Source organism: Mesorhizobium sp. M0802, from assembly GCF_040320115.1.
Classification (GTDB): Bacteria; Pseudomonadota; Alphaproteobacteria; order Rhizobiales; family Rhizobiaceae; genus Mesorhizobium.
In genome coordinates this window covers 104,656-130,674 of record NZ_JAMYOY010000017.1, presented here as the reverse complement: position 1 = coordinate 130,674, position 26,019 = coordinate 104,656, and the positions used below count along the sequence as shown (strand labels likewise).

30 protein-coding genes and 1 pseudogene are annotated in these 26,019 nt (G+C 63.5%); 18 read left to right on the top strand and 13 right to left on the bottom strand.

Annotation, left to right across the window (positions count from 1 at the left end):
* Positions 1-18 precede the first annotated feature (18 nt).
* Positions 19-864: an LOG family protein gene (locus NKI10_RS22775; protein WP_023681343.1), complete on the bottom strand. Its 846-nt coding sequence runs from the start codon at positions 862-864 to the stop codon at positions 19-21.
* Positions 865-1,012: 148 nt separating this feature from the next.
* On the opposite strand from NKI10_RS22775, the gene dapD reads away from it, so the two are divergent.
* Genes dapD through NKI10_RS22760 form a run of 3 tightly spaced genes read left to right on the top strand, consistent with a single transcriptional unit; the run spans position 1,013 to position 3,060 of the window.
* Positions 1,013-1,867, top strand: a complete 855-nt coding sequence (dapD, locus tag NKI10_RS22770; RefSeq protein ID WP_023673222.1) for a 2,3,4,5-tetrahydropyridine-2,6-dicarboxylate N-succinyltransferase — start codon at positions 1,013-1,015, stop codon at positions 1,865-1,867.
* Positions 1,864-2,268, top strand: coding sequence for a DUF805 domain-containing protein (locus NKI10_RS22765; RefSeq protein ID WP_081725464.1), 405 nt, complete (start codon positions 1,864-1,866; stop codon positions 2,266-2,268). The genes dapD and NKI10_RS22765 overlap by 4 nt, the downstream gene beginning before the upstream one ends.
* 21 nt (positions 2,269-2,289) lie before the next feature.
* Complete coding sequence (locus NKI10_RS22760) at positions 2,290-3,060, top strand: hypothetical protein (protein ID WP_023732758.1); 771 nt, start codon at positions 2,290-2,292, stop codon at positions 3,058-3,060.
* A 58-nt stretch (positions 3,061-3,118) separates the two neighbouring features.
* Here the strand turns inward: NKI10_RS22760 and NKI10_RS22755 are convergent, their stop codons facing one another.
* Positions 3,119-4,132, bottom strand: a complete 1,014-nt coding sequence (locus NKI10_RS22755; protein WP_023693000.1) for a 2-dehydropantoate 2-reductase — start codon at positions 4,130-4,132, stop codon at positions 3,119-3,121.
* A 115-nt stretch (positions 4,133-4,247) separates the two neighbouring features.
* Here NKI10_RS22755 and dapE point away from each other — a divergent pair, with 115 nt between their 5' ends.
* Together dapE and NKI10_RS22745 are read left to right on the top strand one after the other, a co-directional pair.
* On the top strand, positions 4,248-5,438 hold the full coding sequence (dapE, locus tag NKI10_RS22750; protein ID WP_352862057.1) for a succinyl-diaminopimelate desuccinylase: 1,191 nt from the start codon (positions 4,248-4,250) through the stop codon (positions 5,436-5,438).
* A 2-nt stretch (positions 5,439-5,440) separates the two neighbouring features.
* Positions 5,441-6,046 (top strand): hypothetical protein, encoded by a 606-nt coding sequence (locus tag NKI10_RS22745; protein ID WP_023687473.1) that lies wholly within the window; start codon positions 5,441-5,443, stop codon positions 6,044-6,046.
* On the opposite strand, the gene truA is transcribed toward NKI10_RS22745, so the two are convergent.
* Genes truA through def form a run of 4 tightly spaced genes read right to left on the bottom strand, consistent with a single transcriptional unit; the run spans position 6,043 to position 8,799 of the window.
* Positions 6,043-6,798, bottom strand: a complete 756-nt coding sequence (truA, locus tag NKI10_RS22740) for a tRNA pseudouridine(38-40) synthase TruA (RefSeq protein WP_023681338.1) — start codon at positions 6,796-6,798, stop codon at positions 6,043-6,045. The genes NKI10_RS22745 and truA overlap by 4 nt on opposite strands.
* An 11-nt stretch (positions 6,799-6,809) precedes the next feature.
* On the bottom strand, positions 6,810-7,316 hold the full coding sequence (locus NKI10_RS22735; RefSeq protein ID WP_023673215.1) for a GNAT family N-acetyltransferase: 507 nt from the start codon (positions 7,314-7,316) through the stop codon (positions 6,810-6,812).
* Positions 7,313-8,263 (bottom strand): methionyl-tRNA formyltransferase, encoded by a 951-nt coding sequence (fmt, locus tag NKI10_RS22730; RefSeq protein ID WP_352862054.1) that lies wholly within the window; start codon positions 8,261-8,263, stop codon positions 7,313-7,315. Before fmt ends, NKI10_RS22735 begins: the two co-directional genes overlap by 4 nt.
* Positions 8,264-8,268: 5 nt before the next feature.
* Positions 8,269-8,799, bottom strand: coding sequence for a peptide deformylase (gene def, locus NKI10_RS22725; protein WP_023673213.1), 531 nt, complete (start codon positions 8,797-8,799; stop codon positions 8,269-8,271).
* A 103-nt stretch (positions 8,800-8,902) separates the two neighbouring features.
* Here def and NKI10_RS22720 point away from each other — a divergent pair, with 103 nt between their 5' ends.
* Positions 8,903-10,156 (top strand): DNA recombination protein RmuC, encoded by a 1,254-nt coding sequence (locus tag NKI10_RS22720; protein ID WP_023673212.1) that lies wholly within the window; start codon positions 8,903-8,905, stop codon positions 10,154-10,156.
* A gap of 101 nt (positions 10,157-10,257) precedes the next feature.
* Here NKI10_RS22720 and NKI10_RS22715 read toward each other — a convergent pair whose 3' ends face one another.
* From NKI10_RS22715 to NKI10_RS22700, 4 genes are all read right to left on the bottom strand, one after another.
* Positions 10,258-11,064: a class I SAM-dependent methyltransferase gene (locus tag NKI10_RS22715; protein ID WP_023703801.1), complete on the bottom strand. Its 807-nt coding sequence runs from the start codon at positions 11,062-11,064 to the stop codon at positions 10,258-10,260.
* Positions 11,065-11,144: 80 nt separating this feature from the next.
* On the bottom strand, positions 11,145-11,549 hold the full coding sequence (locus tag NKI10_RS22710; protein WP_023703802.1) for a GFA family protein: 405 nt from the start codon (positions 11,547-11,549) through the stop codon (positions 11,145-11,147).
* Positions 11,550-11,626: 77 nt separating this feature from the next.
* On the bottom strand, positions 11,627-12,580 hold the full coding sequence (locus NKI10_RS22705) for a cation diffusion facilitator family transporter (protein WP_023703803.1): 954 nt from the start codon (positions 12,578-12,580) through the stop codon (positions 11,627-11,629).
* Between the two features lie 115 nt (positions 12,581-12,695).
* Positions 12,696-13,505, bottom strand: a complete 810-nt coding sequence (locus NKI10_RS22700) for a transglutaminase-like domain-containing protein (protein ID WP_027049053.1) — start codon at positions 13,503-13,505, stop codon at positions 12,696-12,698.
* A gap of 214 nt (positions 13,506-13,719) precedes the next feature.
* On the opposite strand from NKI10_RS22700, the gene NKI10_RS22695 reads away from it, so the two are divergent.
* Both NKI10_RS22695 and sugE read left to right on the top strand, forming a co-directional pair.
* Positions 13,720-13,845, top strand: coding sequence for a hypothetical protein (locus tag NKI10_RS22695; RefSeq protein ID WP_006200611.1), 126 nt, complete (start codon positions 13,720-13,722; stop codon positions 13,843-13,845).
* A gap of 213 nt (positions 13,846-14,058) precedes the next feature.
* Positions 14,059-14,373, top strand: a complete 315-nt coding sequence (sugE, locus tag NKI10_RS22690; protein ID WP_023681326.1) for a quaternary ammonium compound efflux SMR transporter SugE — start codon at positions 14,059-14,061, stop codon at positions 14,371-14,373.
* Positions 14,374-14,458: 85 nt separating this feature from the next.
* Here the strand turns inward: sugE and NKI10_RS22685 are convergent, their stop codons facing one another.
* Positions 14,459-14,887: a DUF6481 family protein gene (locus NKI10_RS22685; RefSeq protein WP_023673205.1), complete on the bottom strand. Its 429-nt coding sequence runs from the start codon at positions 14,885-14,887 to the stop codon at positions 14,459-14,461.
* Between the two features lie 234 nt (positions 14,888-15,121).
* On the opposite strand from NKI10_RS22685, the gene NKI10_RS22680 reads away from it, so the two are divergent.
* From NKI10_RS22680 to NKI10_RS22635, 10 genes are all read left to right on the top strand, one after another.
* On the top strand, positions 15,122-16,183 hold the full coding sequence (locus tag NKI10_RS22680) for an LLM class flavin-dependent oxidoreductase (RefSeq protein ID WP_352862052.1): 1,062 nt from the start codon (positions 15,122-15,124) through the stop codon (positions 16,181-16,183).
* A gap of 110 nt (positions 16,184-16,293) precedes the next feature.
* Positions 16,294-17,463 carry an AI-2E family transporter gene (locus NKI10_RS22675; protein WP_352862050.1) on the top strand — a complete coding sequence of 390 codons (1,170 nt, stop codon included), beginning with the start codon at positions 16,294-16,296 and terminating at the stop codon, positions 17,461-17,463.
* An 82-nt stretch (positions 17,464-17,545) separates the two neighbouring features.
* Positions 17,546-17,749, top strand: coding sequence for an arylamine N-acetyltransferase (locus NKI10_RS22670; protein WP_023714466.1), 204 nt, complete (start codon positions 17,546-17,548; stop codon positions 17,747-17,749).
* A 22-nt stretch (positions 17,750-17,771) separates the two neighbouring features.
* A complete protein-coding gene (locus NKI10_RS22665; protein WP_023673201.1) occupies positions 17,772-18,770 on the top strand; it encodes an LLM class flavin-dependent oxidoreductase in 999 nt (332 codons plus the stop codon).
* A 371-nt stretch (positions 18,771-19,141) separates the two neighbouring features.
* Positions 19,142-21,058 (top strand): molecular chaperone DnaK, encoded by a 1,917-nt coding sequence (gene dnaK / locus NKI10_RS22660; RefSeq protein ID WP_023673200.1) that lies wholly within the window; start codon positions 19,142-19,144, stop codon positions 21,056-21,058.
* Positions 21,059-21,277: 219 nt separating this feature from the next.
* Positions 21,278-22,408, top strand: coding sequence for a molecular chaperone DnaJ (gene dnaJ, locus NKI10_RS22655; protein WP_023681322.1), 1,131 nt, complete (start codon positions 21,278-21,280; stop codon positions 22,406-22,408).
* A gap of 117 nt (positions 22,409-22,525) precedes the next feature.
* Entirely contained in the window at positions 22,526-23,131 is a 606-nt protein-coding gene (pmtA, locus tag NKI10_RS22650; RefSeq protein ID WP_352862048.1) for a phospholipid N-methyltransferase PmtA, read from the top strand.
* A 45-nt stretch (positions 23,132-23,176) separates the two neighbouring features.
* Positions 23,177-23,773 carry an NADPH-dependent FMN reductase gene (locus tag NKI10_RS22645; RefSeq protein ID WP_023701964.1) on the top strand — a complete coding sequence of 199 codons (597 nt, stop codon included), beginning with the start codon at positions 23,177-23,179 and terminating at the stop codon, positions 23,771-23,773.
* A complete protein-coding gene (gene pyrF / locus NKI10_RS22640; RefSeq protein WP_023725308.1) occupies positions 23,770-24,483 on the top strand; it encodes an orotidine-5'-phosphate decarboxylase in 714 nt (237 codons plus the stop codon). The genes NKI10_RS22645 and pyrF overlap by 4 nt, the downstream gene beginning before the upstream one ends.
* 13 nt (positions 24,484-24,496) lie before the next feature.
* Complete coding sequence (locus NKI10_RS22635) at positions 24,497-24,784, top strand: DUF1330 domain-containing protein (protein ID WP_023741329.1); 288 nt, start codon at positions 24,497-24,499, stop codon at positions 24,782-24,784.
* Positions 24,785-24,802: 18 nt separating this feature from the next.
* Here NKI10_RS22635 and NKI10_RS22630 read toward each other — a convergent pair whose 3' ends face one another.
* Entirely contained in the window at positions 24,803-25,576 is a 774-nt protein-coding gene (locus NKI10_RS22630) for a low temperature requirement protein A (protein WP_352862046.1), read from the bottom strand.
* Positions 25,577-25,628: 52 nt separating this feature from the next.
* Positions 25,629-26,015: pseudogene (locus tag NKI10_RS22625) on the bottom strand (low temperature requirement protein A); the annotation flags it as partial.
* Between the last annotated feature and the right edge of the window lie 4 nt (positions 26,016-26,019).

Genomic DNA, 26,019 nt, shown 5'->3' with positions numbered 1-26,019 from the left:
CCTCAATTCCCGGTTCCCCTACTCCCCCAACTTGTAGAAGCGGCTGATGATCCCCCAGGCCTCGTCGGCGGTGTCGACAAAGTCGATGATATCCTGGTCGCCGGGCGTGATGGTGCCTTGTTCGGCCAGGAAATCGAGGTCGATCGCGCGCTGCCAGAACGCCTTGCCGAACAGGATCACCGGCACGCGTTCCATGCGGCCGGTCTGGATCAGCGTCAGCGTCTCGAAGAACTCGTCCATGGTGCCGAAGCCGCCCGGAAACACCGCGACGGCCTTGGCGCGCATCACGAAATGCATTTTGCGGATGGCGAAATAGTGGAAGTTGAAGCACAGCTCCGGGGTCACATAGGCGTTCGGCGCCTGCTCGTGCGGCAGGACGATGTTGAGGCCGATCGACGGCGCGCCGACATCGTCGGCGCCGCGATTTCCCGCCTCCATCACGCCTGGGCCGCCACCGGTGACGACGACGAATTCGCGGTAGTAGGACGTGGCCGATTGCTGTGAGCAGAGGCGGGCGAATTTGCGCGCCTCCTCGTAGTATTTGCTGTTTTCCTCGAGGTTTTTCTTCTGCGTCTCGTTCTTGGCGGCCCAGGCCTCGCCGCCGGGCTCGGGAATACGCGCGCCGCCGAACAGGATGACCGTCGAGCGGATGCCGCGCTCGGCCAGGATCATTTCGGGCTTCAAGAGCTCAAGCTGCAAGCGCACAGCGCGCAATTCCCGGCGCGTCATGAAGTCGGGATCGTTCCAGGCCAGCCGGTAGGTTTCGGCGCGCGTCTGCGGCGTGTCGGGAACGCTTTTCGAGCGCTCCAGATCCTCGTCCGAATGCGGCAGCGGCGTCCATCCCGCCTTTTCCATAGGAGTCATATGCTTTCTACCCGTCCCAACAGTTCACTTGCGCCGTCCCATGGCGCACGCGCGATTGACCCCCAATACGCCTTAACATAGGGTCCGCGCGACTTTCAAAACAAGGTTAAGGCCGACGGCCTTAACAGCGTGGTAACGGAGCGAATTCATGTCGAAGCCTGATCTGGCCAGCCTCGAAAAGACGATCGAGAAGGCCTTCGAGGAGCGCGACACGATTTCGACCGCGACTCGGGGCGAAACGCGCGACGCCATCCAGTCCTCACTCGACCTGCTCGACCGTGGCACCGTGCGCGTTGCCGAGCGCCAGGCCGATGGCAAATGGCATGTCAACCAATGGCTGAAGAAGGCGGTGCTGCTCTCGTTCCGGCTCTATCCGATGGAGATCATCAAGGGCGGCCCCGGCCAGGCGGTCTGGTGGGACAAGGTGGCGTCGAAGTTCGACGGCTGGAGCGCGGTCGATTTCGAGAAGGCAGGCTTCCGCGCCGTGCCGTCTTCGATCGTGCGCCGCTCGGCCTATGTCGCGCCGGGCGCGGTGCTGATGCCGTCCTTCGTCAATGTCGGCGCCTATGTCGATAGCGGCACCATGGTCGACACCTGGGCCTCGGTCGGCTCCTGCGCCCAGATCGGCAAGAATGTGCACCTCTCGGGCGGCGTAGGCATCGGCGGGGTGCTGGAGCCGATGCAGGCCGGCCCGACCATCATCGAGGACAATTGCTTCATCGGCGCGCGCTCCGAAGTGGTCGAGGGCTGCATCGTGCGCGAAGGCTCGGTGCTCGGAATGGGTGTGTTCATCGGCCAGTCGACCAAGATCGTCGACCGCGCCACCGGCGAAGTGTTTTATGGCGAGGTGCCGCCGAATTCGGTCGTCGTCGCCGGCTCGATGCCGGGCAAGGCCTTTCCGAACAACGAGCCGGGCCCTGGCCTCTACTGCGCCGTCATCGTCAAGCGCGTCGATGCCAAGACCCGGTCGAAAACCTCGATCAACGAACTGCTGCGTGATTGATCCTGTCCGAGCAACCAGAGCGCTCCAGATTGCCCAACACACCACCACTTCCCTGGCTTTTCTTCAGCCTCTCAGGGCGCGTCAGCCCAAGTGCCTACGTGCTCGCCGGGCTGCTGCTGGTGCTTGCACAGTTTTTCCCGCTCTACCAGTTGTCGAGACTGGAACCCGGCACCGCAACCAGCCAGAACTGGGCACTTGTGTTCTGGGTCGTTTTGCTGATCTCGACATGGTCGAGCTTTGCGGTAACCGCAAAGCGGTTTCATGATTTCGGCAAGCCGACTTATTACGCGTTGATCTCTCTTATCATCGGCCCCATTCTTCTCATCGTTCTAGCGTGTTTCCGGGGTGACCCCGGTCCGAACCGCTACGGCAAGCGCAGCAACGCGCCGGCTGAACCATGAGCGCCGACCGGATATCTCGCCATGCGCTACCGCACGCTTGATCCGAAACTGATCATCGACACCGCCGAGCGGCTGGAAGAGCGCGTCGCCGAGCGTTTTCCCGATGCCGGCCTGCGCGGCGTCGCCGCCGAACTGGTGTCGCTGTCGCGCGACCTGGCCAAGGCGGCGCAGGCGCTGGAAGCGCCGATCTGGTGGCTGCGCGGCGCCATCGTCGCCGCAGTTGCCGCCGGCGCGCTGATCTTCCTGTTCGTCGGCACCATCCTGCCGCTCATCCATATCTCGCAGGCCGACGATGCGGTGCAGTCGGTGCAAGGCATCGAAGCCACGATCAACATGATGATCCTTGCCGTGCTCGGCCTGCTGGCGCTGATCCGCACCGAGGAGCGCATCAAGCGCAAGCGGGTGTTTCGCCAGCTGCATGGGTTGAGATCGCTGATCCATGTCATCGACATGCACCAGCTGACCAAGGATCCGGCAGCATTGTCCGCCAATTTCAGGCCGACCGCGCATTCGCCGGCGCGCATCACCAATGCCGCCGACCTGGCGCGCTACCTCGACTATTGCTCGGAGATGCTGTCGATCACCGGCAAGATCGCGGCGCTGTTTGCGCAGTCGGTCAATGACGATGTGGTCATCGACGGCGTCAACGACGTCGAGAACCTGGCGTCCAACCTGTCGCGCAAGATCTGGCAGAAGATCACGCTGATCGAGAACCACCCGGCTGCGCAGCCCCTGCCGGCGCCAGGCTCGGCGAGCAAAGCGCCGGCTCCGAGGCGCGCACCAAAGCTGTGACGCGGCGGGCCTACGCGCCTATTTTGCGGGCCAAGGCCCGAGGCTCGCGGCAAGTAGACTATCCAGTGACGGTTTCCGGCGTCAGCCCGGGTGAGCCGCGCTTTTCCCGCTCGGCCTGCCGCACCAGCACGGTGACCCGCTTCAGCAGAGGCGCCGGCGTGCCGGCCTTTTCGGCGAGGCTCAGGACCGCCCCCTGCAGGTCACCGATCTCGGTCGGCCGACCACGCTGGAGGTCGTCCCACATCGACGAACGCGCCTGCGGGTCGATGGCGAGCATGCGGCGGGCGACCAGCCGGAACAGCCAGTCCGGCAGCCGGAGCAGTTTCGGCAGCAGGACGGGATGCAAGCCGCCGATTCGTGCCGGCGCGATATGTAACGCCTTCATCGCCGCCAGGGCCTCGTCGATCTGACCGGCCAGGATCCGCCGCCAGCGGCGGTCGGCAAGTTCGCTCGCCAGCGGCAGGCCGGACAAGGCGACAAGCGCGTTGTTGAGGTTGATCAGCAGCTTGCCCCACTGCACGGCTTTCATGTCGGGATGGGTTTCCACGCCAAGCCCTTCGACATCGAGAAGGCCGGCAAGGCCGGTCACGCCATCTTCGATCATGACCTTGCCGTTGCTGGCGCGATGCACGTGAAGCGGCAAATTGCCTATGGCCGACTGGACGACATTGAACGGCACCATGCCGGCGAGCACAGTCCGTCCACCGAGCCCGGCGCGTAACCGGTCGGCATTGCCGACGCCGTTCTGGAGGCTGACCACCACGACTTCGCCGCGCGCATGTCCGGCAACAAGCGACGCCATCTCCTCGGTAGCGCCGTTCTTGACCGTCACCAGCACCACGTCGGCACTGGCCAGGGCAGCGGCGGGATCAGTGGTGACGGACTCCGGCCGGATGGATCGGTCGCGATTATCGAGATCGGTGATGCGCAGGCCGCCGTCCAGCAAGACCGTCGCGATGCTTGGCCGCGCCAAAAACACCACCTTGCGTCCGGCCAGCGCCAGGCAGCCGCCGACATAGCAGCCTATGCTGCCGGCGCCGGCAATGACGATGGTCTTTTCGGCGTTGGCCATGCGATTATCTCGTGTTGGCCTGCACTATACGACAGGAAAACCATAATGTCGGCGGCAGGACCGGTCATCATCTCTGGCCGTGACAGGCCTTTCGCTTTCGACTATCGCTTTGCCCATGAAACTGCCGACCGATCCCGCCGCCAACCTCGCGACCCTCATACGCTGCGCCTCCGTAACGCCCGCCGAGGGCGGCGCGCTGGCTGCCCTGGAAGGCATGCTGAAGCCGCTCGGCTTTTCCGTCGAACGCCCGGTGTTTTCCGAAGACGGCACCCCCGACATCGAGAACCTCTACGCGCGTCGCTCCGGCAATGGGCCGCATCTGATGTTTGCCGGCCATACCGACGTGGTGCCGGCGGGCGACGAGGCGTCGTGGACGCATCCGCCCTTCGCCGCCGAGATCGCCAAGGGCGAGATGTATGGCCGCGGCGCCGTCGACATGAAGGGCGGCATCGCCTGTTTCATCGCCGCCGTGGCGCGCCATGTCGAGAAAAAGGGTGGTCCGAAAGGCTCGGTCTCGCTGCTGATTACCGGCGACGAGGAGGGGCCGGCGATCAACGGGACGACAAAACTGCTCGACTGGGCGGCGGCCAGGGGCGAGAGATGGGACGCCGCGATCGTTGGCGAGCCGACCAATCCGGACACGCTCGGCGACATGATCAAGATCGGCCGGCGTGGCTCGATGTCGGGCAGTGTCACGGTCAACGGCCGCCAGGGCCATGTCGCCTATCCATTGCTCGCCGACAATCCGGTGCGCGGCCTGATCAGCCTGGTCGACGCCTTGCTGTCGCCCGTCTTCGACAAGGGCACGAAGGATTTTCAGCCGACCAATCTGGAAGTGACCTCGATCGATGTCGGCAACCCCGCGACCAATGTTATTCCGGCCAAGGCGACAGCCACCTTCAACATCCGCTTCAACGACACATGGACTGCCGAGACGGTGCAGGCCGAGATCCATAACCGCCTCGACCAGGCGGCGAAGCGCAAGAAATACCGGACCGGCAAGACGCCGGTCGACTACGAGTTGATCTGGCGCGACCGGCCGAGCCATGTCTTCCTGACGCGCGACGACAAGCTGATCGGGACGCTGCGCGGCTCGATCAAGGCGACGGTCGGCAAGGAGCCGGCGCTGTCCACCTCGGGCGGAACCTCGGATGCGCGTTTCATCAAGGACTATTGCCCGGTGGTCGAGTTCGGCCTGGTCGGCAAGACCATGCACATGGTCGACGAGCGCGTCGCACTGGCCGACCTCGAGACGCTGACCCAAATCTACCAGCGCTTCATCGATGACTGGTTCGAGCAGGGCTGATCATGCTTTCGGTTGACGAGACCTCTTCATCGCTTAACGGCGCCTGGCGGCTGATGCTCGGAAAGGCCGACGGCTTGCGGCTGCTCGACCTTTCGGCGGACGGCTTCTGGAATTCCTTCTTCGCCATCGTCGTCGCCGCGCCGGCGATGATCGTCGGGTGGGTCGGCACGGCCAACGAGATCGGCGATCCCGATGCGTTCGCCGGTCGGCTGGGCATGTTGGTTCGCCTGGCGACCGTCGACCTCGGCTCGTGGCTGCTGCCCCTGTTTGTGCTTGCCCTGGTCGCATCGCGCGCCGGCATTGGCGACCGCTTCGTCCACTATGTCGTCGCCAGCAACTGGGCGTCGGCGATCACCGCCTGGATGCTGCTGCCTTCAGCGCTGATCAGGCTTTTCCTGCCGTCCGGCAACCCGGTTGCCGAATTGGTGTGGCTGGTTCTGGTGGTGCTTTCGCTGGTACTCTCCTGGCGGATGACCAACGCCGCGATCGGCAAGGGCGCGGCTGTCGGCAGCGCCGTGTTCGCAGGCATGTTGGTGGTGTCTCTGGCCGTGTTGTTCGGCCTGGTGGCGCTGCTCGGCATCACTGTGCCGACCGCCGCTCCGGCCTAGAACTTTTCCGGATAGTCTACACCGACGAGAAAAAGCCCGTCGGGCGGCGCCACCTGGCCGCAGGCGGCGCGGTCTTGTGCAGCGAGCGCGGCCTTGAGGTCGGCGGCGGTCCAGCCGCCGTCGCCGACGCGTTTCAGCGAACCGACCATGGAGCGCACCTGGTTGTGCAGGAAAGAGCGCGCCGAGGCCCTGACTTCGATCAGGTCGCCCTGGCGGCTTACATCGAGCCGCTCCAGCGTCCGCACCGGACTATTGGCCTGGCATTGCGTCGAGCGGAAGGTGGTAAAGTCATGTCGGCCGAGCAGGACTTTCGCCGCTTCGTGCATGGCGTCCGCATCGAGCCGCTTCGGCACCCACCAGACCTTGCCCTTTTCCATCGCTGCAGGCGCGCGCCGGTTGAGGATGCGGTAGAGATAGTGCCGTCCGGTGGCCGAGAAACGGGCGTCGAACTCATTGGGGACAACCGTGGCCTGCAGGATGGCGATGCGCGCACCTGCCGCCTGCAGGTGCGCGTTGACGGCGTCGCGCACCTTGTCGTTTGGCCATGCCTTGGCGAGGTCGACATGCGCCACCTGGGCGGTCGCATGCACGCCGGCGTCGGTGCGGCCGGCGGCGCGTATCCGCACCGCCTCACCGCAAAATTTCTCGATCGCCTGCTCTATCGCCTGCTGCACCGAAGGCTGATCCGCCTGGTGTTGCCAGCCGGCGAAGAGGCTGCCGTCATATTCGATATCGAGACGAAAACGCGGCATACACCCTTCGTTCAGGCGGCGAGTGCGGTAAAGGCCTGGGCGTAGACCAGTTTGCCTTTTTCGGGTGCGTCACCCCAGGCCAGCGCCTGCAGCGCTTCGCCCTGATATTCGCTCTCGAACTTTTCGGCGCGCGCATGGCTGTAGCCGAAGCGGCCGTAATAGGCCGGATCGCCCAACACAACGGCGAGCGTCTCGCCGCCATCCCTGAGGCGGATATGCGCCTCGCGGATCAGCGCACCGCCAATGCCCGAGCCGTGGAACGAAGGTTCCACCGCCAACGGCGCCAGCGCCACGGCTGCAAACTGCTTGCCGCCGTTCTGGACGAACAGCCTGGAAAACAGGATGTGGCCGACCACCTGGCCGTCTTCTTCCGCCACCAGTTCGACAACGGCGTCGCCGCCGGTGACCAGAGCGTCGACCAGCCCGGCCTCCGCCTGCTGGCCGAATGCGTGTTCCTCGACCAGGCGTATGGCCTCGCGGTCCCGCGGCGTCGCGCCGCGTATCGACATCATGCTCATGAGAACTTCATTCCTTTTTCGATCTTGGCCCCGCGCAGAAACTCCTGCGCGGCAGCGGGCTTTCCGCCCGCCCGTTGAACTTCGACCAGCCTGACCGCGCCCGACCCGCAGGCGACCGTCAGCCGGTCATCGAGAATTCCTCCCGACTCGCCCATGCTTTCAGAAAGCGTGCCTTCCAAAAGCGTCGAGCGAAGCAGTTTCAGCCGTTCCGTGCGGCCGCCGATGTCGGCCTCGCACCAGGCGCCGGGAAATGGCGACAGGCCGCGAATGTGATTGTGGACCTCCGCAGCCGGGCGCGTCCAGTCCAGACGTGTCTCCGACTTATCGATTTTCCTGGCGTAGGTCACCCCGTCAGCCGCCTGCAAAGTCGATGCCAGGGTATTTGTCTCCAATCGGGACAGCGCTTCCACCATCAGCGTGGCAGCAATATTCATCAAGCGGTCGTGCAGATCGCCGGCCGTCATGTCGGGCTCTATGGCGCATTTTTCAACCAGTGCCACCGGACCGGTGTCCAGGCCCTCTTCCATGCGCATCACCATCATGCCGGTTTCGACGTCGCCGGCCATAATGGCTCGCTGGATGGGAGCTGCACCACGCCAACGCGGCAAAAGCGAGGCGTGGCCATTGAGGCAGCCGAGGCGCGGAGCCTCCAGAATAGCCTTCGGCAACAGCAAACCATACGCGACGACGACTGCGACATCGGCACGCAACGCATGGAAAGCAGCTTGCTCGCCCTCGCCCTTCAGCGACAGCGGCGTGCGCACTTCGATGCCCAGCCGCTCAGCCTCGCGCTGCACCGGCGACGGTGTGAGCTCCAGACCGCGGCGGCCGGCGGCGCGCGGCGGCTGGGTGTAGACGGCTGCTATCTCGTGCTCGGCCTCGGCAATCGCGCGCAGCACCGGCACCGAAAACTCTGGCGTGCCCATGAAGATGACGCGAAGCGGCATCTTCCCTATCCCACCAGCTTGCCCGGCGCCTTGTCCTTGGCGAGCTTCTTGAACTTCTTGACCACCATGTCGCGCTTCAGCTTCGAGATGTGGTCGATGAACAGCACACCGTTGAGATGGTCGATCTCGTGCTGCAGGCAGGTCGCCATCAGGCCTTCGGCCTCGATCTCCTGCAGCTTGCCGTCGCGGTCGAGATATTTCACGCGCACCGAGGCGGGACGCTCGACCTCGGCGTAATAGTCCGGGATCGACAGGCAGCCTTCCTCGTAGACCGAGCGAGCGTCGGCGCTTTCGAGGATTTCGGGATTGATGAAGACATGCGGCGCCGGCGGCTCGTCTTCCTTGGCGAGGTCGATGACCAGCATGCGCAGCGGCTCGCCGATCTGGATTGCGGCCAAGCCGATGCCCGGCGCATCATACATCGTCGCCAGCATGTCGTCAGCCAGTTTGCGCAAAGGCGCGTCGACGCGTTCGACCGGTTTGGAAACCTGGCGCAGGATAGGATCGGGAAGGATGATGAGCGGCTTGATCGACATGGCGCCTCACCTAAAACGTCGCAGGAGAAGCGTCAACCGGTGCGAATCGGTCTCGTTCACGTTTTGATCTGTGCCAGGTCTGCGAATCGGCTATGCTGGCGGGATGAACGACCTGAGCACCATCCTTTCCGAACCCGTTGCCCGGCTTGGCGCTACGACGATCACGCTCGGCCATGCACTGGCCATCGGCGCGCTGGTGTTTCTCGGCCTGTTCCTGGCGCTTGTCGTGGCGCTGTGGCGATCGGCCAAGGCGCGCACCATCGCCGCGGCGGAAGCTGCCGACCACGCCCGCGACGCCGAGGCGCGGATGGCCGGCATTTTGCAAAGCCAGGCCGAGATGCAGGGCCGCATGGGCGCCATCGCCGACGTGTTCGGCGCAAGGCAGGCCGAACTCAACCAGTCGATCGGCCAGCGCCTCGACGCCATGACCGGCAGGCTCGGTCAAACCATGACCGAACAGACCAAATCGACGCATGAGAGCCTCGCCAAACTGCAGGAACGGCTGGCGGTCATCGACACCGCGCAAGGCAACATTCAGTCGCTGGCCGGCCAGGTCGTGCAATTGCAGGCGATCCTGTCCAACAAGCAGACGCGCGGCGCCTTCGGCCAGTCGCGCATGGAGGCGATCGTCGCCGACGGCCTTCCGATGGGCGCCTACGAGTTCCAGGCAACGCTGTCAAACGGCAGCCGTCCCGACTGCCTGGTCAGGATGCCGAACGGTGCGCCGCAGCTTGCCATCGACGCCAAGTTTCCGCTGGAAGCCTGGAACGCCATCCGCGCCGCCGATGGCGCCGAACAACAGAAGATCGCGGCCCAGGCTTTCCGCCGCGACATCGAAATTCACGTCCGCGATATCTCGGAAAAATACCTGATCCAGGGCGAGACGCAGGACACCGCCTTCATGTTCGTGCCGTCGGAATCGGTGTTCGCCGAAATCCACGAGAATTTTGACGCCGTGGTCCAGAAGGCGCACCGGGCGCGTGTCATCATCGTCTCGCCGTCGCTTTTGATGCTGTCGATCCAGGTCATCCAGGCCATCCTCAAGGACGCCCGCATGCGCGAACAGGCGCATCTGATCCAGGGCGAGGTGATCCGGCTGATGGAAGACGTCGCGCGCGTCGACGAACGCGTGCGCCGGTTGCAGACGCATTTTGGCCAGTCGGCCAAGGATATCGACGAGATACTGGTGTCGACGTCGAAGGTGACCAAGCGCGGCCAAAAGATCGAAGCGCTGGAGTTTGGCGAAAGCGAAGCCGAAGTGCGCGGTGGCGGACCCGCCAAGGCCGAAGCCGGGGTGCGGGTGGCGGATTCCAAGACGGGGCAGCTCAGGCTGCGTGTCGTCGAAGGCGACGATTAAAGCGCGTCGCGCTGAACGGATTCATACGACGCGCTTTAAAAGTCTTTGTTTTAATGCATGTCGTTGTCCCAGAACCGCGGCACACTTCTGGGCGCCATGCATTAGACCGTAGCCACGATCACGTGCGCCTGGATCTTGGCCGCAACCTCGCCGCTGCCGTGTCTGGCTGCAATCACGGACGCGGCGTGATCGGTTGCGGCTTCCAGTTTTCCTCTAGCCTCGATTTCGTTGCGAAGCGGAGTTCCCTGGCAATAGGCAACCGCCGGAAGGCGCGGCGAGGAGGCACGGCTTTGTTCGGCCCTCGTGTCGATCACCACACGGGAGAAACCTGCGGCTTCCAACTCGCCGCGGATCAATGCAATGTCATTGTAGCCGTGCGGCGTGCGGGCGAGAAAGCGGGGCGGATCGTTGGGAAAAATCTCCGCAAGAGCATTCGTCACATCATTGGCGAATACATTCTCTTCGATGCGATCCCACACGTTGAACAGGAAATGGCCGCCGGTCTTCAGGACCCGCTTTGCTTCGCGATAGCCGGCGGCTCGGTCGGGAAAGAACATCGCGCCGAACTGACAGCAAACGAGATCGAAAGCCGCATCTTCGAACGGCAGCGCCAGAGCATCCGCCTGACGCCATTGTATACGACTGTCGGGAGCTTGTCGCGAGGCCGCGTAGTCGAGCATAGGCTGGTTGAGGTCGGTCACGACATAGCTTGCGCCGGGAGACAGTTTTGGAGCCAATGCGCGGGTGACAACGCCGGTGCCGGCGGCGACTTCCAGGACGGCGCCGGGCGACAAGGACGCTGCCCGTCGTGCCAAATCCGCGGCGAACGGCTCGAAGATCAGCGGCACCATGTAGCGGTCGTAGTTTTCCGGAATCGAGCCGGCAAACACTTTGTCCGTTTCCGACATTGCTATCCCCCGCCATCCGTTGGTGGCTAGCCTAGCACATTATTGGCTGGTTTGGGCCGCGTTTAACCGGGAGGCAGGTGCTACTGCGCCTCTACGATGCTTACGCCCTCGAATTCCGGAAGCCAGTGCAGGGCCGATCGGTGCCATTTCTGTTGGGTCGGAACGAGATCCTCGCGTTGCCGCGCGGTCCCCGCCCTGATCCCATAGACCTTCGGCCCGTCGCCAACCGACGTTGCGTAAAGATGCGAACCGCAGTCGCCGCAGAACGCCTGGGCACGCTTGGCGCCGCTCGATCCCGTCTTGATATAAACCTTCGGTGTTCCCTTGGTGATCCTATAATGATCCTCAGGCGCGGGAACAGTGACACGAAAGGCGGTGCCGGTCAGTTGCTGGCAGTCGGTGCAATGACAGATAGAGGTCTTTTCCGGGTCGACCTCTGCTTCATAAGCTATGGCGCCGCAATGACACCCACCATCGATTTTCATGGTTGATTCTCCGAATTCCGCCGAGTGATCTTAGCGGGACCAGGCGATGGGGCCAACGGTGGACTGCTGGTCCAGAACTAGTCCGACGCCGCCTCGACCTGCTTGCGCCGGTGCTCCCAGGTTCCGGTCGTCTGCGGCTTGACGAACAGCCTGGTGATCTCCGGCATTTCTTTTTTCAAGAGCGCCTCGATGCGCTCGACACAGGCTTCGATCTCAGGCGCCGTCAGATGGTCCTCGAATTCGATGCTCAGCCCAGCGACGATCTGTCGAGGGCCGAGATGGACGGTGAGAACGCCGTTGGCCCGCTGCACTGCCGGATCCTGCTGGGCGATGGTCAGAACCTTGGCCTGCACTTCCGGCGAGGCCGGCTCACCGATGAGCAATCCCTTGCTTTCGCGCGCCAGAAAGATGGCGGTGGCGCCGAGGATCATCGCGATGCCGATCGAGGCGACGCCGTCGAGTTCGGGCATGTCGAGGAGTTCGGCCGCCAATATGCCGGCGAAGGCGACGAACAGACCGAGCAGGGCGGCGCTGTCCTCGAACAGGATCGTGTAGACGCTCGGATCCTTGCTCGATTGCACGGCCTGCAGCCAGCCTTGCTTGCCCTTCTGCTGGCGGAACTCCTTCAGCGCCACGTACCAGGAGCTGCCCTCGAACAGCATTGAGAGGCCCAGCACGATGTAGTTGATTTTGGGATTGGCGACCGGCTCAGGCGCCATGATGTGGACGACGCCTTCATAGAAGGACACGCCGGCGCCGAGCGCGAATACGAGCAGGGCGACAATGAAGCTCCAGAAATACAGCTCGCGGCCATGGCCGAGCGGATGCGTGCGGTCCGGCGGGCGGGCGGCGCGGTGCATGCCGTAGAGCAGCAGCCCGCCATTGCCGGTATCCACCAGCGAGTGCACGCCTTCCGACAGCATCGCCGAGCTGCCGGTGAAGAAGGCGGCGACGAATTTGGTCACAGCAATAGCGAGATTACCGGCGAGCGCCGCGTAGATGACCGTCTTCGACCCGCCATGTGCTGCCATGCTGTCCCTCCAAGGAACCTGATGTAACGCCCCTGCCGCCGAGCTCCACAGGCATCACAACGCACGAATCGCCCGGTCGTTCAGGGTCTTGTAGGCAGCTTGCGGAAAGACGCCCCTATTCGATGATCTCGTCCGTCCACACCTTGAAACCAGCCAGCGTGCCCGGTCCGAAGATGTGGGTCAGCGGCACGTCGGCGGCGTCGCGACCCGACGCGATCAGGATGCGGCCGATGCGTGGCGAATTGTTGCGCGGGTCAAAGACATGCCAGCGGCCACCGAGATAGACCTCCATCCAGGCTGCGAAATCCATGCTCGCCCAAGGTTTGGGCAGGCCGATGTCGCTGATGTAACCGGTGCAGTAGCGGGTCGGGATGTTTAGCGCACGGCAGAAGGTGACGGCGAGGTGGGCAAAGTCACGGCAGACGCCGCTTTGCTCGCGATAGGCTTCCGCCGCGGTGCGGGTCGGCCGCGCATTGCCGTAGCTGAAGACGATATGGTTGTGGACGAAGTCGCAGACCGCCTGGACGCGCGCAATGCCAAGCGGCGTATGCCCGAACAGCCGCCAGGCTTCGCTGGCCAGCAGATCGCTCTCGCAAAAGCGGCTCGGCAACAGGAAGAGCAATGTGTCCGACGGCAGATCGCGCACCTCGTGCTGCCAGGCCATCAGGTCGCCCATCTCGAACGTGCCGGGGTCGCGGACTACCGAATCGGTGCCGAAGGTGAAGCGACCGGGCGGGGCGACGAAACGGTTGCACCAATTGCCGAAACTGTCGCGGTAGCTCTGGATCGGCACCGGCGGGTTGGAGGTCAGGAAATCCGGGCGCTCGAGATCGGAGGCCCTGGAGTAGTGGACGTTGAGCATCGCGATCAGCGGCGTTTCCTGCGGAAAATCGAAACTCATCTCGCTGCCGATGCGGATTCGCATTGTCGTCCTGACCGCACTTCCTGATCATCGCCGGGCGAAGGCATGGCCGATGCTGCAGTGCGAAGGCAACCATGGCACGGACCGGAATGGTTTACGAGCAAATTAGAAAACCGGTTGAAAGCGGCCCGCCGGCGCCGGCGACGGACGCCCGCCCCCTTGCAGTCCGGCGTTTCTCTTGTTTCACTTGGCCTCCCAGCAACTGGAGGAACGAATCATGGCTAAAGGTGCGATGAAGGCGGGCAAGGAAGCTCGCAAGCCGAAAAAAGACGCCAAGAAGCCCGCCGCGGCTCCGGCGCTGAAGGCGCCGCCCGTGAAGGCGATGAGGCTCAAGGAAAAGTAAGCCCGCCTTAGGTCGTCAATATCTTGGGACGGTTGAGATCCGGGCAAACCGTTTCGGCGCAGATTTTGACGCCGGCGGCATGAACGATGCTGCCGGCGTTTTGTTGATCGGACCGGCGCAGCCGCTTATACCGAAGCGGCGAGGACGACCTCGCGCCTTTCTCAAAAGTCCGGCCGGGACGCCCCGCCATCCTCATGGAAGGAGTGCATCCCGATGTCGTGGATTTTTCTGTTCTTCGCTGGTCTGTTCGAAATCGGCTGGGCGATCGGCCTCAAATACACCGACGGCTTCTCGAAGCCGCTGCCGACGGTGCTCACTGTCGCCTCGATGATCATCAGCCTGGGGTTGCTCGGCCTGGCGCTCAAGACGCTGCCTGTCGGGACGGCCTATGCGGTGTGGACCGGCATCGGCACGGTCGGCACGGCGCTGCTTGGCATCTGGCTGCTGGGCGAGCCGGCGACGGCCATCCGGCTCGCCTGCATTGCGCTCATCGTCTGCGGCATTATGGGGCTGAAGCTCGCCGCCTGAGCAAAGCAACCAAGGAAATCGACGCACAAACACATTCAGGGCCGCTGGAAGGCGACCCTGATGTCCGATCGTTTCGATCGAAGCGTTAGCGGGCGGAGAAGCCCGGAGGCGTCCTGCCGGTACGCTGCTTGCGGGCCGCATAGCGTGCGTCGCGCTTGGCCTTGCGTTCGGCTTCGTCGGCCAGCAAACGGGCAATGCGCTCGTTTTCTTCGGCTTCCTTGATCTTCGCTTCAGCCTGCGCTGCCTCTTCGGCCGCAATACGCGCCGCTTCGGCTGCTGCCTCGCGCTCGGCCTTCTCGACCGCCTCGCGTGCCAGCTTTTCCTGCTTCAGCCTGGCCTTTTCGGCCTCGCGTATCTCGCGAGCCTCAAGAATCGCCTTGCGTTCGGCCTGTTTGGCCAGAACCGCAGGATCATCAGCCGCCGGCTTTGACTTGAAGCGCTCCAGAAGCGCCTTCTTTGCCTCGTTCGCGGCATTGCGCCGCTCGAAAATGTCTTTTTCCCTGTAGATAGCCAAGTCCACTTCCCTGAAGTCAATTCGCGACGCTTACATACGCGCGAAAACCGAGAGTTCAAGCGCCAAAACGGTATGCCAGCCATGAAAGTTTATGCTGTTGCAGCCGGGAGACGCGTTTTCCCTGAAACAAAGCCGGCCGAAACCGACATGCACTGTTCACTATCCGCCCCTCTGGCGGCCGGGGCGGCTCGCCGCTACCTCTAGCGGCAAATCAGAACATTTGGATGACATGCCATGGAACTCGGTCTCTACACTTTCGCCGACGTCAGCCCGGAGCCCGGCCCCGGCGCGATCGGCCCGCATCAGCGGCTGCGCAATCTGATCGAGGAGGTCGAGCTGGCTGACCAGGTTGGCCTCGACGTCTTTGGTCTGGGCGAACATCACCGCCCCGACTATGCCGCGTCCGCGCCGGTGGTGGCGCTGGCCGCTGCCGCCGAACGCACCAAGCGCATCAAGCTGACCAGCGCGGTCACCGTGCTGTCCTCCGACGATCCGGTTCGCGTCTTCCAGCAGTTCGCAACGCTCGACCTTTTGTCGGGCGGCCGGGCCGAGATCATGGCCGGGCGCGGTTCGTTCATCGAATCCTTCCCGCTGTTCGGCTACAATCTCGAGGACTATGACGAGCTGTTCGCCGAAAAGCTCGATTTGCTGCTGGCCATACGCGACAGCGTCAAAGTCACCTGGTCCGGCAATCTGCGCGCGTCGATCAATGACCGCGGCGTCTATCCGCGGCCGCTGCAGGACAAATTGCCGATCTGGATCGCAATAGGTGGAACGCCGCAATCTGCGGCGCGCGCGGGCGTGCTCGGTTTGCCGCTGGCACTGGCCATCATCGGCGGCGAGCCGGCGCGGTTTGCACCGCTGTTCGACATTTATCGCGATGCCGCCAGGCGGGCTGGTACCGAGCCCTCGGGCCTTGCCACCAGCATCAATGTGCACGGCTTCATCGCCGGCACCACTGAACAGGCGGCCGACGATTTCTATGGCCCGCAGGCCGAAGTGATGAACCGCATCGGCCGCGAGCGCGGCTGGGGCCCGACCTCGCGGGCGCATTTCGATCAGTCGCGTGGTCCGAACGGCGCGCTGTTCGTCGGCGATCCGGAGCAGGTGGCGGAAAAGATCGTCGCCCAGCACAAGATCTTCAACAATGACCGCTTCCTGCTGCAGATGGCGATCGGCGCCATGCCGCACGCCAAGATCATGAAGGCGATCGAACTGTACGGCACCAAGGTGGCGCCGATCGTGCGCAAGGAGACCGCCAAGCCCGGCGTCGCCGTCGCAGCGCCAGCCGCCTGAGCGACGGGCGGCCCGGATTGAGGGCCTTGCCGGCTAACGGAACCTTGGGCTTGCAGAGGCGTTTCCGTCAGGGGAAAGCACCAATTGCGGTGCGCCGCTGAGGGAAAATCATGAAAGCCGAACCCGCCGCTTTGGGTGCTGGCCTTGCCGAGACCGAAGAGGCGAGAGTTGTGGCGCGTGCCGACACGCATCTGATGCGTTCGCTGCTCATCGGGATCTTCCTGTTCATGGCCATCTACGCGCTGTATTTCGCGCGTGCTTTCTTCATGCCGGTCATCCTCGCCTTCCTGCTGACGCTGACGCTGACACCAATCGTGCGCTTCCTGCGCAAGCGCGGCATTCCGGAAGTGGTTTCGGCGACAATGTTGGTCGTGCTGTCGATCTGCGTCTTCGGCGTTGCCGGCTATCTGCTCAGCGGCCCGGTCATCGATCTTCTCAACAACACCTCGTCGATCGGCCAACAACTCACCGATCGGCTGGCGCAATTGCGGCGTCCGCTCGAGAGGATCATGCAGATCTCGCATCAGATCGAACAGATGACGGAGACCTCGCAGGAGCCGGGCATCCAGAAGGTGGCGATGGCGCAGTCCGGCGTCCTGTCGGCCGCCGCCAGCAACGTCCTGTCGGCGGGGACAAGCCTGACCATCATCTTCGTGCTGTCGCTGTTTCTGCTGGCGTCGGGCACGATGTTCTATGAGAAGATCATCCAGTCCTTCGCCAGCCTCAGCGAGAAGAAGCGGGCCTTGCGCGTCGTCTATGACGTCGAGCGCGAAATCTCGCATTATCTGCTCACCGTCACCGTCATCAATGCCGGTCTCGGCGCGGTTATCGGCCTTGGCCTGTGGGCGCTCGGCATGCCCAACCCGCTGGTCTGGGGAACGATGGCGGCGCTGCTCAACTTCCTGCCCTATGTTGGCGCGCTGATCACCATCGTGCTGGTCAGCGTCATTGCGATGATCAGCTTCGACTCGATCTCCTACGCCCTTTTGGCGCCGGGCTTCGTGCTTTTGTGCGACATCGTCGAAGGCCAGTTCGTTACGCCGATGGTTGTCGGCCGACGCCTCGAGATCAACGCCGTGGCGATCTTCATCGCCATCGCTTTCTGGTCCTGGCTTTGGGGCTTTGTCGGCGCGCTGATGGCGGTGCCGCTGCTGGTCGTCGTCAAAGTGTTCTGCGATCATTTCGATGGCCTCAGCCATGTCGGCAATTTTCTCGCCGCACAGCAGACGGCCGTGGTGGAGGAGGAAGCGGCCGAAGAGAACGGAAAGGCCGCGCCATAAGCTTGCCGCGCCTGTCCGTCATCTCGCATTTGTTGTCTTCAGGCGGAGTGCCTATATCGAGCCGGTCAAGCCGGACCCTCCGATGAACGATACCTCCTTCGACCTCGACGCCTATTTCGACCGCATCGGCTATCGCGGCCCGATCGATGCTCCGCTCGGCACGCTGAGCGCGTCGCATCGCCAGCATCCGCAGGCGATCCCGTTCGAGAATATGGACCCGTTGCTTGGCACCAGCTCGACATCCTCATTCCCGACCGCGCCTTCGAAACAAGGGGCAGGCAGTTGAACATCGTAGAGGCTTGAGGCCCATGACCGCACTTTCCGTTCTCGACCTGTCGCCGATCGTCGAAGGCAGCGACGCCTCGCAATCGCTGGCAAATTCGCTCGACCTGGCCCGCCATGCCGAGCGGCTCGGCTACAGGCGCTACTGGCTGGCCGAGCACCACAACATGCCGGGCATCGCCAGCGCGGCGACCGCCGTGGTCATCGCCCATGTCGCCGGCGGCACCAAGACCATCCGCGTCGGCGCCGGTGGCATCATGCTGCCCAACCATGCGCCGCTGGTGATTGCCGAGCAGTTCGGCACGCTGGCGGCACTGCACCCCGGCCGCATCGACCTCGGCCTCGGCCGGGCGCCCGGCACCGATATGGGAACAGCGCGCGCGCTGCGCCGCAATCTCGAGGCGTCAGACAATTTCCCCCAGGATGTCGTCGAGCTGATGGGCTATTTCCAGCCGGCCGCGGAAGGCCAGCGTATCCACGCCGTGCCCGGCGAAGGCCAGAAGGTGCCGGTCTGGATCCTCGGTTCCAGCCTCTATGGCGCGCAGCTCGCCGCCATGCTCGGCCTGCCCTATGCGTTTGCCTCGCATTTCGCGCCGGCCGAACTCGACCATGCGCTGGAGATCTACCGTTCGCGCTTCCAGCCTTCGGAACAGCTGGACAAGCCCTATGTCATGCTCGGCCTCAACGTTTTCGCCGCACCGACCGATGGAGAGGCCAAACTGCTGTTCACCTCGTTGCAGCAGGCCTTCGTCAATCTGCGCACGGGGCGGGCCGGCCGCCTGCCGCCGCCGGTCGAGGGCTATGACCAGACGCTCGAGCCGATGGCAAAAACCATGATTTCGCAGGCGCTGTCCTGCGCCGTCGTCGGCTCTCCCGAAACCGTCCGGCAAGGCATAGACGCGTTCGTGCGCCGCACCGGCGCAGACGAGCTGATGGTGACCGCGCAGATCTTCGACCATGCGGCACGCGTGCGCTCGTTCGAAATCCTGGCCGAGGCGCATAAATCGCTGTCGCAGGCCGCGTGACGCTTTTGCCTGTGTCTGCTGTGGGCAGGCGCCTTCCTCAGCCAGGAGCCGCCTCTCTCACGCATAGGTGACGTTTTCTTGTGGTTTCGAAGCCCTGACTGGGCGCTTCGCCGGGGGATCGCGCAGATCCTGGGGCTTTGAGCGCGGTTTGAGCACATCCGGGCCGCCGGGCGGCTGTTCAAGGGCGCCAAGCGCGGCGCGGTGGATGCCATGCGCAGAATGCTTGCGCCCGATGCCGCCTGTTCTTATATACGCGCCAAGCCGCCCAGTGCCGGAATGCCGGTTGCCGGAGCGGAATTTCTTGTGAACAGGGGCTTTCGTCGGAACGCCTTACGGGTCCTGAGAGCCTGCTTAGCGGAGAGACTAGAAAAATGGCAAAAGTAATCGGTATCGATCTCGGCACCACCAACTCCTGCATCGCCATCATGGATGGCAAGGAGCCCAAGGTCATTGAAAATGCGGAAGGCGCGCGCACGACGCCTTCCATCGTCGCCATCTCGGGCGACGGCGAACGTCTCGTCGGCCAGCCGGCCAAGCGCCAGGCGGTCACCAATCCTGAAAACACCATCTTCGCGGTCAAGCGCCTGATCGGCCGCCGCTATGACGACCCGGTGACGGAGAAGGACAAGAAGCTTGTCCCCTACAAGATCGTCAAGGGCGACAATGGCGATGCCTGGGTCGAGGCCGGCGGCAAGAAGCAGTCGCCCAGCCAGATCTCGGCCATGATCCTGCAGAAGATGAAGGAAACGGCGGAGGCCTATCTCGGCGAGAAGGTCGAGAAGGCGGTCATCACCGTTCCGGCCTATTTCAATGACGCCCAGCGCCAGGCCACCAAGGACGCCGGCAAGATCGCCGGCCTTGAGGTGCTGCGCATCATCAACGAGCCGACGGCTGCAGCACTTGCCTACGGCCTCGACAAGAAGGATGGCAAGACCATTGCCGTCTATGACCTTGGCGGCGGCACGTTCGACATTTCGGTGCTCGAAATCGGCGACGGCGTGTTCGAAGTGAAGTCGACCAATGGCGACACCTTCCTCGGCGGCGAGGATTTCGACATGCGTCTCGTCGAATACCTGGCGGCCGAGTTCAAGAAGGAACAGGGCATCGACCTGAAGAACGACAAGCTTGCGCTGCAGCGCCTCAAGGAGGCGGCTGAAAAGGCCAAGATCGAGCTGTCGTCGACGACGCAGACCGAAATCAACCTGCCCTTCATCACCGCCGACGCGACCGGCCCCAAGCACCTGACGCTGAAGCTGACCCGCGCCAAGTTCGAGCAGCTGGTCGACGATCTCGTCCAGCGCACCATCGAGCCCTGCAAGGCGGCGCTCAAGGATGCCGGGCTGAAGGCTGGCGAGATCGACGAAGTGGTCCTGGTCGGCGGCATGACCCGCATGCCCAAGATCCAGGAGATCGTGAAGCAGTTCTTCGGCAAGGAGCCGCACAAGGGCGTCAACCCGGATGAAGTCGTCGCTTTGGGCGCCGCCATCCAGGCCGGCGTGCTGCAGGGCGACGTGAAGGACGTGCTGCTGCTCGACGTGACGCCGCTGTCGCTCGGCATCGAGACGCTGGGTGGCGTGTTTACCCGCCTGATCGAACGCAACACGACGATCCCGACCAAGAAGAGCCAGGTGTTCTCGACCGCTGAAGACAGTCAGTCGGCCGTGACCATCCGCGTCTTCCAGGGCGAGCGTGAAATGGCCGCCGACAACAAGGCGCTCGGCCAGTTCGACTTGGTCGGCATTCCGCCGGCGCCGCGCGGCGTGCCGCAGATCGAGGTCACTTTCGACATCGACGCCAACGGCATCGTCAACGTTTCGGCCAAGGACAAGGGCACCGGCAAGGAGCACCAGATCCGCATCCAGGCCTCTGGTGGCCTTTCGGACGCCGACATCGAGAAGATGGTCAAGGACGCCGAAGCCAATGCCGAGACCGACAAGCAGCGGCGTGCTTTGGTCGAGGCCCGCAACCAGGCCGAGGCGCTGGTGCACTCCTCCGAGAAGTCGCTGAAGGAATATGGCGACAAGGTTTCGGAAACCGAGCGCACGGCGATATCGGAGGCTATCACGGCGCTGAAGGCTGCTGCCGAAGGCGACGATGCCGCCGACATCGAGGCCAAGTCGCAGACGCTTGCCGAAGCATCCATGAAGCTCGGCCAGGCCATGTACGAAGCTTCGCAGAAGGAAGCGGCGGAAGCCGACGCCAAGGCGGACGCGGCCAAGGATAGCGATGTGGTCGACGCCGATTTCGAGGAAATCGACGAAAACGACGAGAAGAAGAAGTCGGCCTGACCGGTTGACGGCAAATAAAGCGGAAAGCCCGGCGCAAAGCCGGGCTTTTTTGCAACCATCGCTGAAAAAGTGCGGGCCTTGCCGAAAAAGTCACTGAAAAACACAGGCACAAGCGCGCCGGCCCTAGCATCCGGGCAGCACCGCTCCTAAATCGAGACAACGTGCCGGCAAACGACGCAACATGCATCAAGACGTTGAGCATCCGGACTGCGGGAAAAGATGAAAGCTGATTTCTACGAGACGCTGGGCGTGCAAAAGGGCGCCGACGAGAAGGAGCTCAAGAGCGCTTTCCGCAAGCTGGCCATGCAGTTCCATCCCGACCGCAATCCCGGCGATCACTCCTGCGAGCACAAGTTCAAGGAAATCAACGAAGCCTACGAAACGCTGAAGGACCCGCAGAAGCGCGCGGCCTATGACCGTTTCGGTCACGCCGCCTTCGAGCAGGGCGGCATGAATGGCGGCGCGCAAGGTTTTGGCGCCGGCGGCTTCGCCGACATTTTCGAGGATATTTTCGGCGACATGATGGGCGGGCGCCAGCGCCGCTCGTCGGGCGGCCGCGAACGCGGCGCCGATTTGCGCTACAATATGGAAATCACGCTGGAAGAAGCGTTTGCCGGCAAGACCGCGCAAATCCGCGTGCCGGCCTCGATCTCATGCACGGAATGCTCCGGGACCGGCGCCAAGCCCGGCACCCAGCCGGTGACCTGCTCGATGTGCCATGGCCACGGCAAGGTACGGGCGACGCAAGGCTTCTTCTCGATCGAGCGTACCTGCCCGCAATGCCAAGGCCGCGGCCAGACGATCAAGGACCCGTGCCCGAAATGCGCCGGCCAGGGCCGTGTCACCGAGGAACGCTCGCTGTCGGTCAATATCCCGGCCGGCATCGAGGACGGCACCCGCATCCGGCTTGCCAATGAGGGCGAGGCGGGCCTGCGCGGCGGCCCATCGGGCGACCTCTATATTTTTCTGGCGGTGAAGCCGCATGAATTCTTCCAGCGCGACGGCGCCGATCTCTACTGCAAGGTGCCGATATCGATGACGACGGCCGCCCTTGGCGGCTCGTTCGAGGTGACGACGCTGGACGGCAGTCAGACCAAGGTGAAAGTGACCGAAGGCACGCAGAACGGCCGCCAGTTCCGCCTCAAGGGCAAGGGCATGCCGGTGCTGCGCCAGCCCAATGTCGGGGACCTCTATATCCAGACCGCGGTCGAAACGCCGCAAAACCTGTCGCGCCGCCAGCGCGAGTTGCTGGAAGAGTTCGAGCAGCTGTCGTCGAAGGACAATTCGCCCCAGTCGAGCGGCTTTTTCGCCCGCATGAAGGACTTTTTCGAATCCTTCGGCGAGCACTGAACCCAAACTAAGGCCGCCACGCTTCCCGAACGTCATCAACATCTTATGCCAGATCGCGCCTTGCCTTGGACCTGTTAGCTGCTAAGTAGCGTTCGGGGAGTGTTGAGGAGAACTTGCATGGCACGTGGTCCGGGATTGCGGAAGGCGCTGGCGGAAAAGTTCGACGACGAACTCAAATTCTTCAAAGGCTGGATCGACAAGCCGAAGTCGGTCGGTTCGATCGTGCCGACAAGCTCCGTCACCGCCCGCAAGATGGCTTCCATCGTCAATCCGAAGTCCGGCCTGCCGGTGCTTGAAGTCGGCCCCGGCACAGGCGTCATCACGCGTGCAATCCTCGCCCAGGGCGTTAAGCCCGAAAACCTCTACGCGGTCGAATATTCCACCGATTTCGTGCGCCATCTGCGCCAGCTCTATCCCGGCGTCAACGTCATCGAGGGCGATGCCTTCAATCTCAACGCCACGCTTGGCGAGAAGAGCGGTATGGTTTTCGATTCCGTGGTCTCCGGCGTGCCGCTGCTCAATTTCCCGGTCGCACAGCGGATCGCCTATATTGGAAGCCTGCTAGACCGCATCCCGGTTGGACGGCCGATCGTGCAGCTGACGTACGGCCCGTTGTCGCCGATCCCGCCCGGCAGGGGCAACTACACGGTCAAGCATTTCGATTTTATTCTCCGCAACATCCCTCCGACGCAGCTGTGGATCTACCGGCGCGAGGTGCATTGATTTGCACTGCCGGCGGCTGTACCTGTCCGGGAACAAGAGTGGCCAATGGCTGTGATCGCGAAAATCCTCGTCTTCGCCGGCTCGGTGCGCAGCGGCGCCTTCAGCGGCAGGACCGCCGATGTGGCGCAGAAGGAGCTGGCCATGCAAGGCGCCGAGGTGACGCGCATTTCGCTGGCCGACTATCCGCTGCCGATCATCGACGAGGACCTCGAAAAGGAAAAAGGCGTTCCCGACAACGCCGTGAAGCTCGGCCGGCTGATCGCCGCCCATGACGGGCTACTGATCGCGACGCCGGAATATAATGGCTCGATCCCGCCACTGCTCAAGAACACGATCGACTGGGTAAGCCGGGTGCGCCTCGATGGCGGCTGGCCGGTGAGGCCATTTGTCGGCAAGGTCGCCGGCCTGTGCTCGTCTTCGAACGGACATTTCGCCGGGATCCGCTGCATCAACCATCTGCGCGCCGTGCTGGTGCGCTGCCAGCTGGAGATGGTGACGCCGGAATGCTCGGTATCCGATGGCGGCAGTGCCTTCGACGGCGACGGCAATTTCAGGGATGATAGACTGACCAAATCGATGGAGCACCTATGCCGCACGCTGATCGAAACCTCGCGCATGCTATCGACCCGGACCGGGGCATGATTTCCACAGCCATGCAGGCCCATACCATGAGAGACAGGCTGATCGTCGGCCTCGACGTGCCGACGGTGAAAGAGGCCGAACAGGCGGTGCAGGAGCTCGACGGCGTCGTCTCCTTCTACAAGATCGGCTATCAGCTGGCCTTCGCCGGCGGGCTCGACTTCGCCAGGGAGTTGGCCAGCGGCGGCACGAAAATCTTCCTCGACATGAAGCTGCTCGACATCGACCACACCGTGGCGAAGGGTGTCGAGAACATCGTGCGCATGGGCATGACCATGCTGACCATCCACGCCTATCCCAAGGCGATGCGAGCCGCGGTGGAGGCCGCCAGGGGCAGCGACCTCTGCCTGCTGGCGGTCAGCGTGCTGACCTCGATGGACGAGCAGGACGTGATCGACGCCGGCTATGAATACGACCCGCACACGCTGGTGCTGAGACGTGCCGAACAGGCGCTGCATGCCGGCATGGGCGGCGTCGTCTGCTCGGCCGAGGAGGCGGAAGCGGTGCGCCGCATCGTCGGACCCGACCTGGCGGTGGTGACACCGGGGATACGGCCCAAGGGCAGCGACCATGGCGACCAGAAACGCGTGGTGACGCCCGGCCAGGCGATCCGCAACGGCTCCAGCCATCTCGTGGTCGGCAGGCCGATCGTGGCGGCAAGCGACAGGCGCGCGGCTGCCGAAGCCATACTGGAAGAGATGCGCGCCGCGTAGCGAGGAGAAGAAAATGCCCAAGGGATACTGGATAGCCCGCGTCGATGTGCGCGATGCTGAAGGCTACAAGGACTATGTCGCTGCCGCCAAGCTCGCTTTCGACCGTTTCGACGTGAAGTTCCTGGCCCGTGGCGGTGAGCATGAAAAGGCCGAGGGGCCTGGCCGCGCCCGCAATGTCATTATCGAGTTCGAATCGCTGGCGATGGCGCATGACTGCTACCACTCGCCGGAGTACCAGCGCGCCGTCGCCATCCGTCAGAAAGTGGCCGATGGCGAGATCGTGCTGGTCGAGGGTATCTGACGCGCGAAGCTGCTCTGCTCAGTGCGGCGCTTCCTCCTGCGCCAGCACCTCCAGTTGATGGCGGTGCCCCGACAGCTCATAGCCGACAACAGTGACGGCCGGCGCTAGCGTGAGTAAGATGAGGCAGACCGCCATGTCGACGCCGGCAATGGCGGCGATGATGGCAAGTGCGACGACCGCAGCCGTTCCCGCCAGCAGCCAGACGTGGAGGGGATCGAAGCGCTGGACGAGATAATAATACAGCGCATAGATCGCCCCCAGGAACACGCCTAGCGGAATGGCGACTGACAGCAGGGTCGCTACCGGGCCGTTATGGGTCTTGTGCTCGATGAAATAGGCCGCGACATGCAGCCCGGCGCCGGTGGCGACGATGGCAGCGACGATCACCATCTGGCCATAGCCCCAGACGAAGGAACGGCTGCGGTGCTGGTGCAGCACCGTCCCCGAGGGCAGCATGTAATAGACCCACCACATGCCGAAGGTGAGACCCATTCCGGCAATGCCGATCAAGGCGACATCGAGGTTCCAGCCCTGCTCCTCGACCACGGCCGACAGCGTCGCCAGCGTGCCGACCACCCCTTCGCCCAGCGCGATGATGGCGAACAGGCTGTAGCGCTCGGCGACGTGATGCGCGTGCCAGGGCGTGCCGCCATCCCGGCGTTCGGCGATGACCGGTCCGGCAAGCTCGATGAGAAGCAGGACCGCGCCGAAAGCCAGGCTCGTCGCCAGCGAGAAATCGACCAGGATCTGCACCACCCAGCCGATCTGGGCGATCGCGATGGCGGATGGCATAGGTGAGACAGGCACGCCGCCGCCCAAGGTCCTGCCGCGCCGCGCGCAGCCATTGGAAGATCATGGCGACGCGCATGATGACGTAGCCCAGCACCATGACCGAATTGTTGAGGTGTTCGCCATGCTCGATCGAGGCGAACATGCGCGGCAGGCCGATGGCCAGCACCAGCACGCCGATCATCTGCACCATGGTGACGAGGCGGAAGATCCAATCGTCGGTGTCATAGGCGGAGGAAAACCAGGAGAAATTGATCCACGCCCAGCAGATGGCGAAGCTGGCAAAGCCGAAGCCGATCAGCGCCGCCGCGTAGTTGCCCTCGGCAAGGGCGTGCGCCAGTTGCGCGGCGGCAAGGCTGAAGGCGGTGACGAAGGTCAGATCGAACAGCAGTTCGAGCGGCGTGGCGACGCGATGCGCCTCGTGCGGATCGCGCCCGGCCATGCGC

Bases quoted from the DNA above. Each gene is read 5' to 3' on its own strand.
- NKI10_RS22760 (WP_023732758.1), top strand. From the start codon at position 2,290: ATGCGCTACCGCACGCTTGATCCGAAACTGATCATCGACACCGCCGAG.
- pyrF (WP_023725308.1), top strand. From the start codon at position 23,770: ATGATTTCCACAGCCATGCAGGCCCATACCATGAGAGACAGGCTGATC.
- dapD (WP_023673222.1), top strand. From the start codon at position 1,013: ATGTCGAAGCCTGATCTGGCCAGCCTCGAAAAGACGATCGAGAAGGCC.
- NKI10_RS22735 (WP_023673215.1), bottom strand. From the start codon at position 7,316: ATGAGCATGATGTCGATACGCGGCGCGACGCCGCGGGACCGCGAGGCC.
- pmtA (WP_352862048.1), top strand. From the start codon at position 22,526: ATGGCACGTGGTCCGGGATTGCGGAAGGCGCTGGCGGAAAAGTTCGAC.
- fmt (WP_352862054.1), bottom strand. From the start codon at position 8,263: ATGCCGCTTCGCGTCATCTTCATGGGCACGCCAGAGTTTTCGGTGCCG.
- NKI10_RS22635 (WP_023741329.1), top strand. From the start codon at position 24,497: ATGCCCAAGGGATACTGGATAGCCCGCGTCGATGTGCGCGATGCTGAA.
- NKI10_RS22665 (WP_023673201.1), top strand. From the start codon at position 17,772: ATGACCGCACTTTCCGTTCTCGACCTGTCGCCGATCGTCGAAGGCAGC.
- NKI10_RS22695 (WP_006200611.1), top strand. From the start codon at position 13,720: ATGGCTAAAGGTGCGATGAAGGCGGGCAAGGAAGCTCGCAAGCCGAAA.
- NKI10_RS22720 (WP_023673212.1), top strand. From the start codon at position 8,903: ATGAACGACCTGAGCACCATCCTTTCCGAACCCGTTGCCCGGCTTGGC.
- truA (WP_023681338.1), bottom strand. From the start codon at position 6,798: ATGCCGCGTTTTCGTCTCGATATCGAATATGACGGCAGCCTCTTCGCC.
- def (WP_023673213.1), bottom strand. From the start codon at position 8,799: ATGTCGATCAAGCCGCTCATCATCCTTCCCGATCCTATCCTGCGCCAG.
- NKI10_RS22700 (WP_027049053.1), bottom strand. From the start codon at position 13,505: ATGCGAATCCGCATCGGCAGCGAGATGAGTTTCGATTTTCCGCAGGAA.
- sugE (WP_023681326.1), top strand. From the start codon at position 14,059: ATGTCGTGGATTTTTCTGTTCTTCGCTGGTCTGTTCGAAATCGGCTGG.
- dnaJ (WP_023681322.1), top strand. From the start codon at position 21,278: ATGAAAGCTGATTTCTACGAGACGCTGGGCGTGCAAAAGGGCGCCGAC.
- NKI10_RS22680 (WP_352862052.1), top strand. From the start codon at position 15,122: ATGGAACTCGGTCTCTACACTTTCGCCGACGTCAGCCCGGAGCCCGGC.
- NKI10_RS22645 (WP_023701964.1), top strand. From the start codon at position 23,177: ATGGCTGTGATCGCGAAAATCCTCGTCTTCGCCGGCTCGGTGCGCAGC.
- NKI10_RS22630 (WP_352862046.1), bottom strand. From the start codon at position 25,576: ATGCCATCCGCCATCGCGATCGCCCAGATCGGCTGGGTGGTGCAGATC.
- dapE (WP_352862057.1), top strand. From the start codon at position 4,248: ATGAAACTGCCGACCGATCCCGCCGCCAACCTCGCGACCCTCATACGC.
- NKI10_RS22710 (WP_023703802.1), bottom strand. From the start codon at position 11,549: ATGAAAATCGATGGTGGGTGTCATTGCGGCGCCATAGCTTATGAAGCA.
- NKI10_RS22715 (WP_023703801.1), bottom strand. From the start codon at position 11,064: ATGTCGGAAACGGACAAAGTGTTTGCCGGCTCGATTCCGGAAAACTAC.
- NKI10_RS22745 (WP_023687473.1), top strand. From the start codon at position 5,441: ATGCTTTCGGTTGACGAGACCTCTTCATCGCTTAACGGCGCCTGGCGG.
- NKI10_RS22705 (WP_023703803.1), bottom strand. From the start codon at position 12,580: ATGGCAGCACATGGCGGGTCGAAGACGGTCATCTACGCGGCGCTCGCC.
- NKI10_RS22755 (WP_023693000.1), bottom strand. From the start codon at position 4,132: ATGGCCAACGCCGAAAAGACCATCGTCATTGCCGGCGCCGGCAGCATA.
- NKI10_RS22775 (WP_023681343.1), bottom strand. From the start codon at position 864: ATGACTCCTATGGAAAAGGCGGGATGGACGCCGCTGCCGCATTCGGAC.
- NKI10_RS22670 (WP_023714466.1), top strand. From the start codon at position 17,546: ATGAACGATACCTCCTTCGACCTCGACGCCTATTTCGACCGCATCGGC.
- NKI10_RS22675 (WP_352862050.1), top strand. From the start codon at position 16,294: ATGAAAGCCGAACCCGCCGCTTTGGGTGCTGGCCTTGCCGAGACCGAA.
- dnaK (WP_023673200.1), top strand. From the start codon at position 19,142: ATGGCAAAAGTAATCGGTATCGATCTCGGCACCACCAACTCCTGCATC.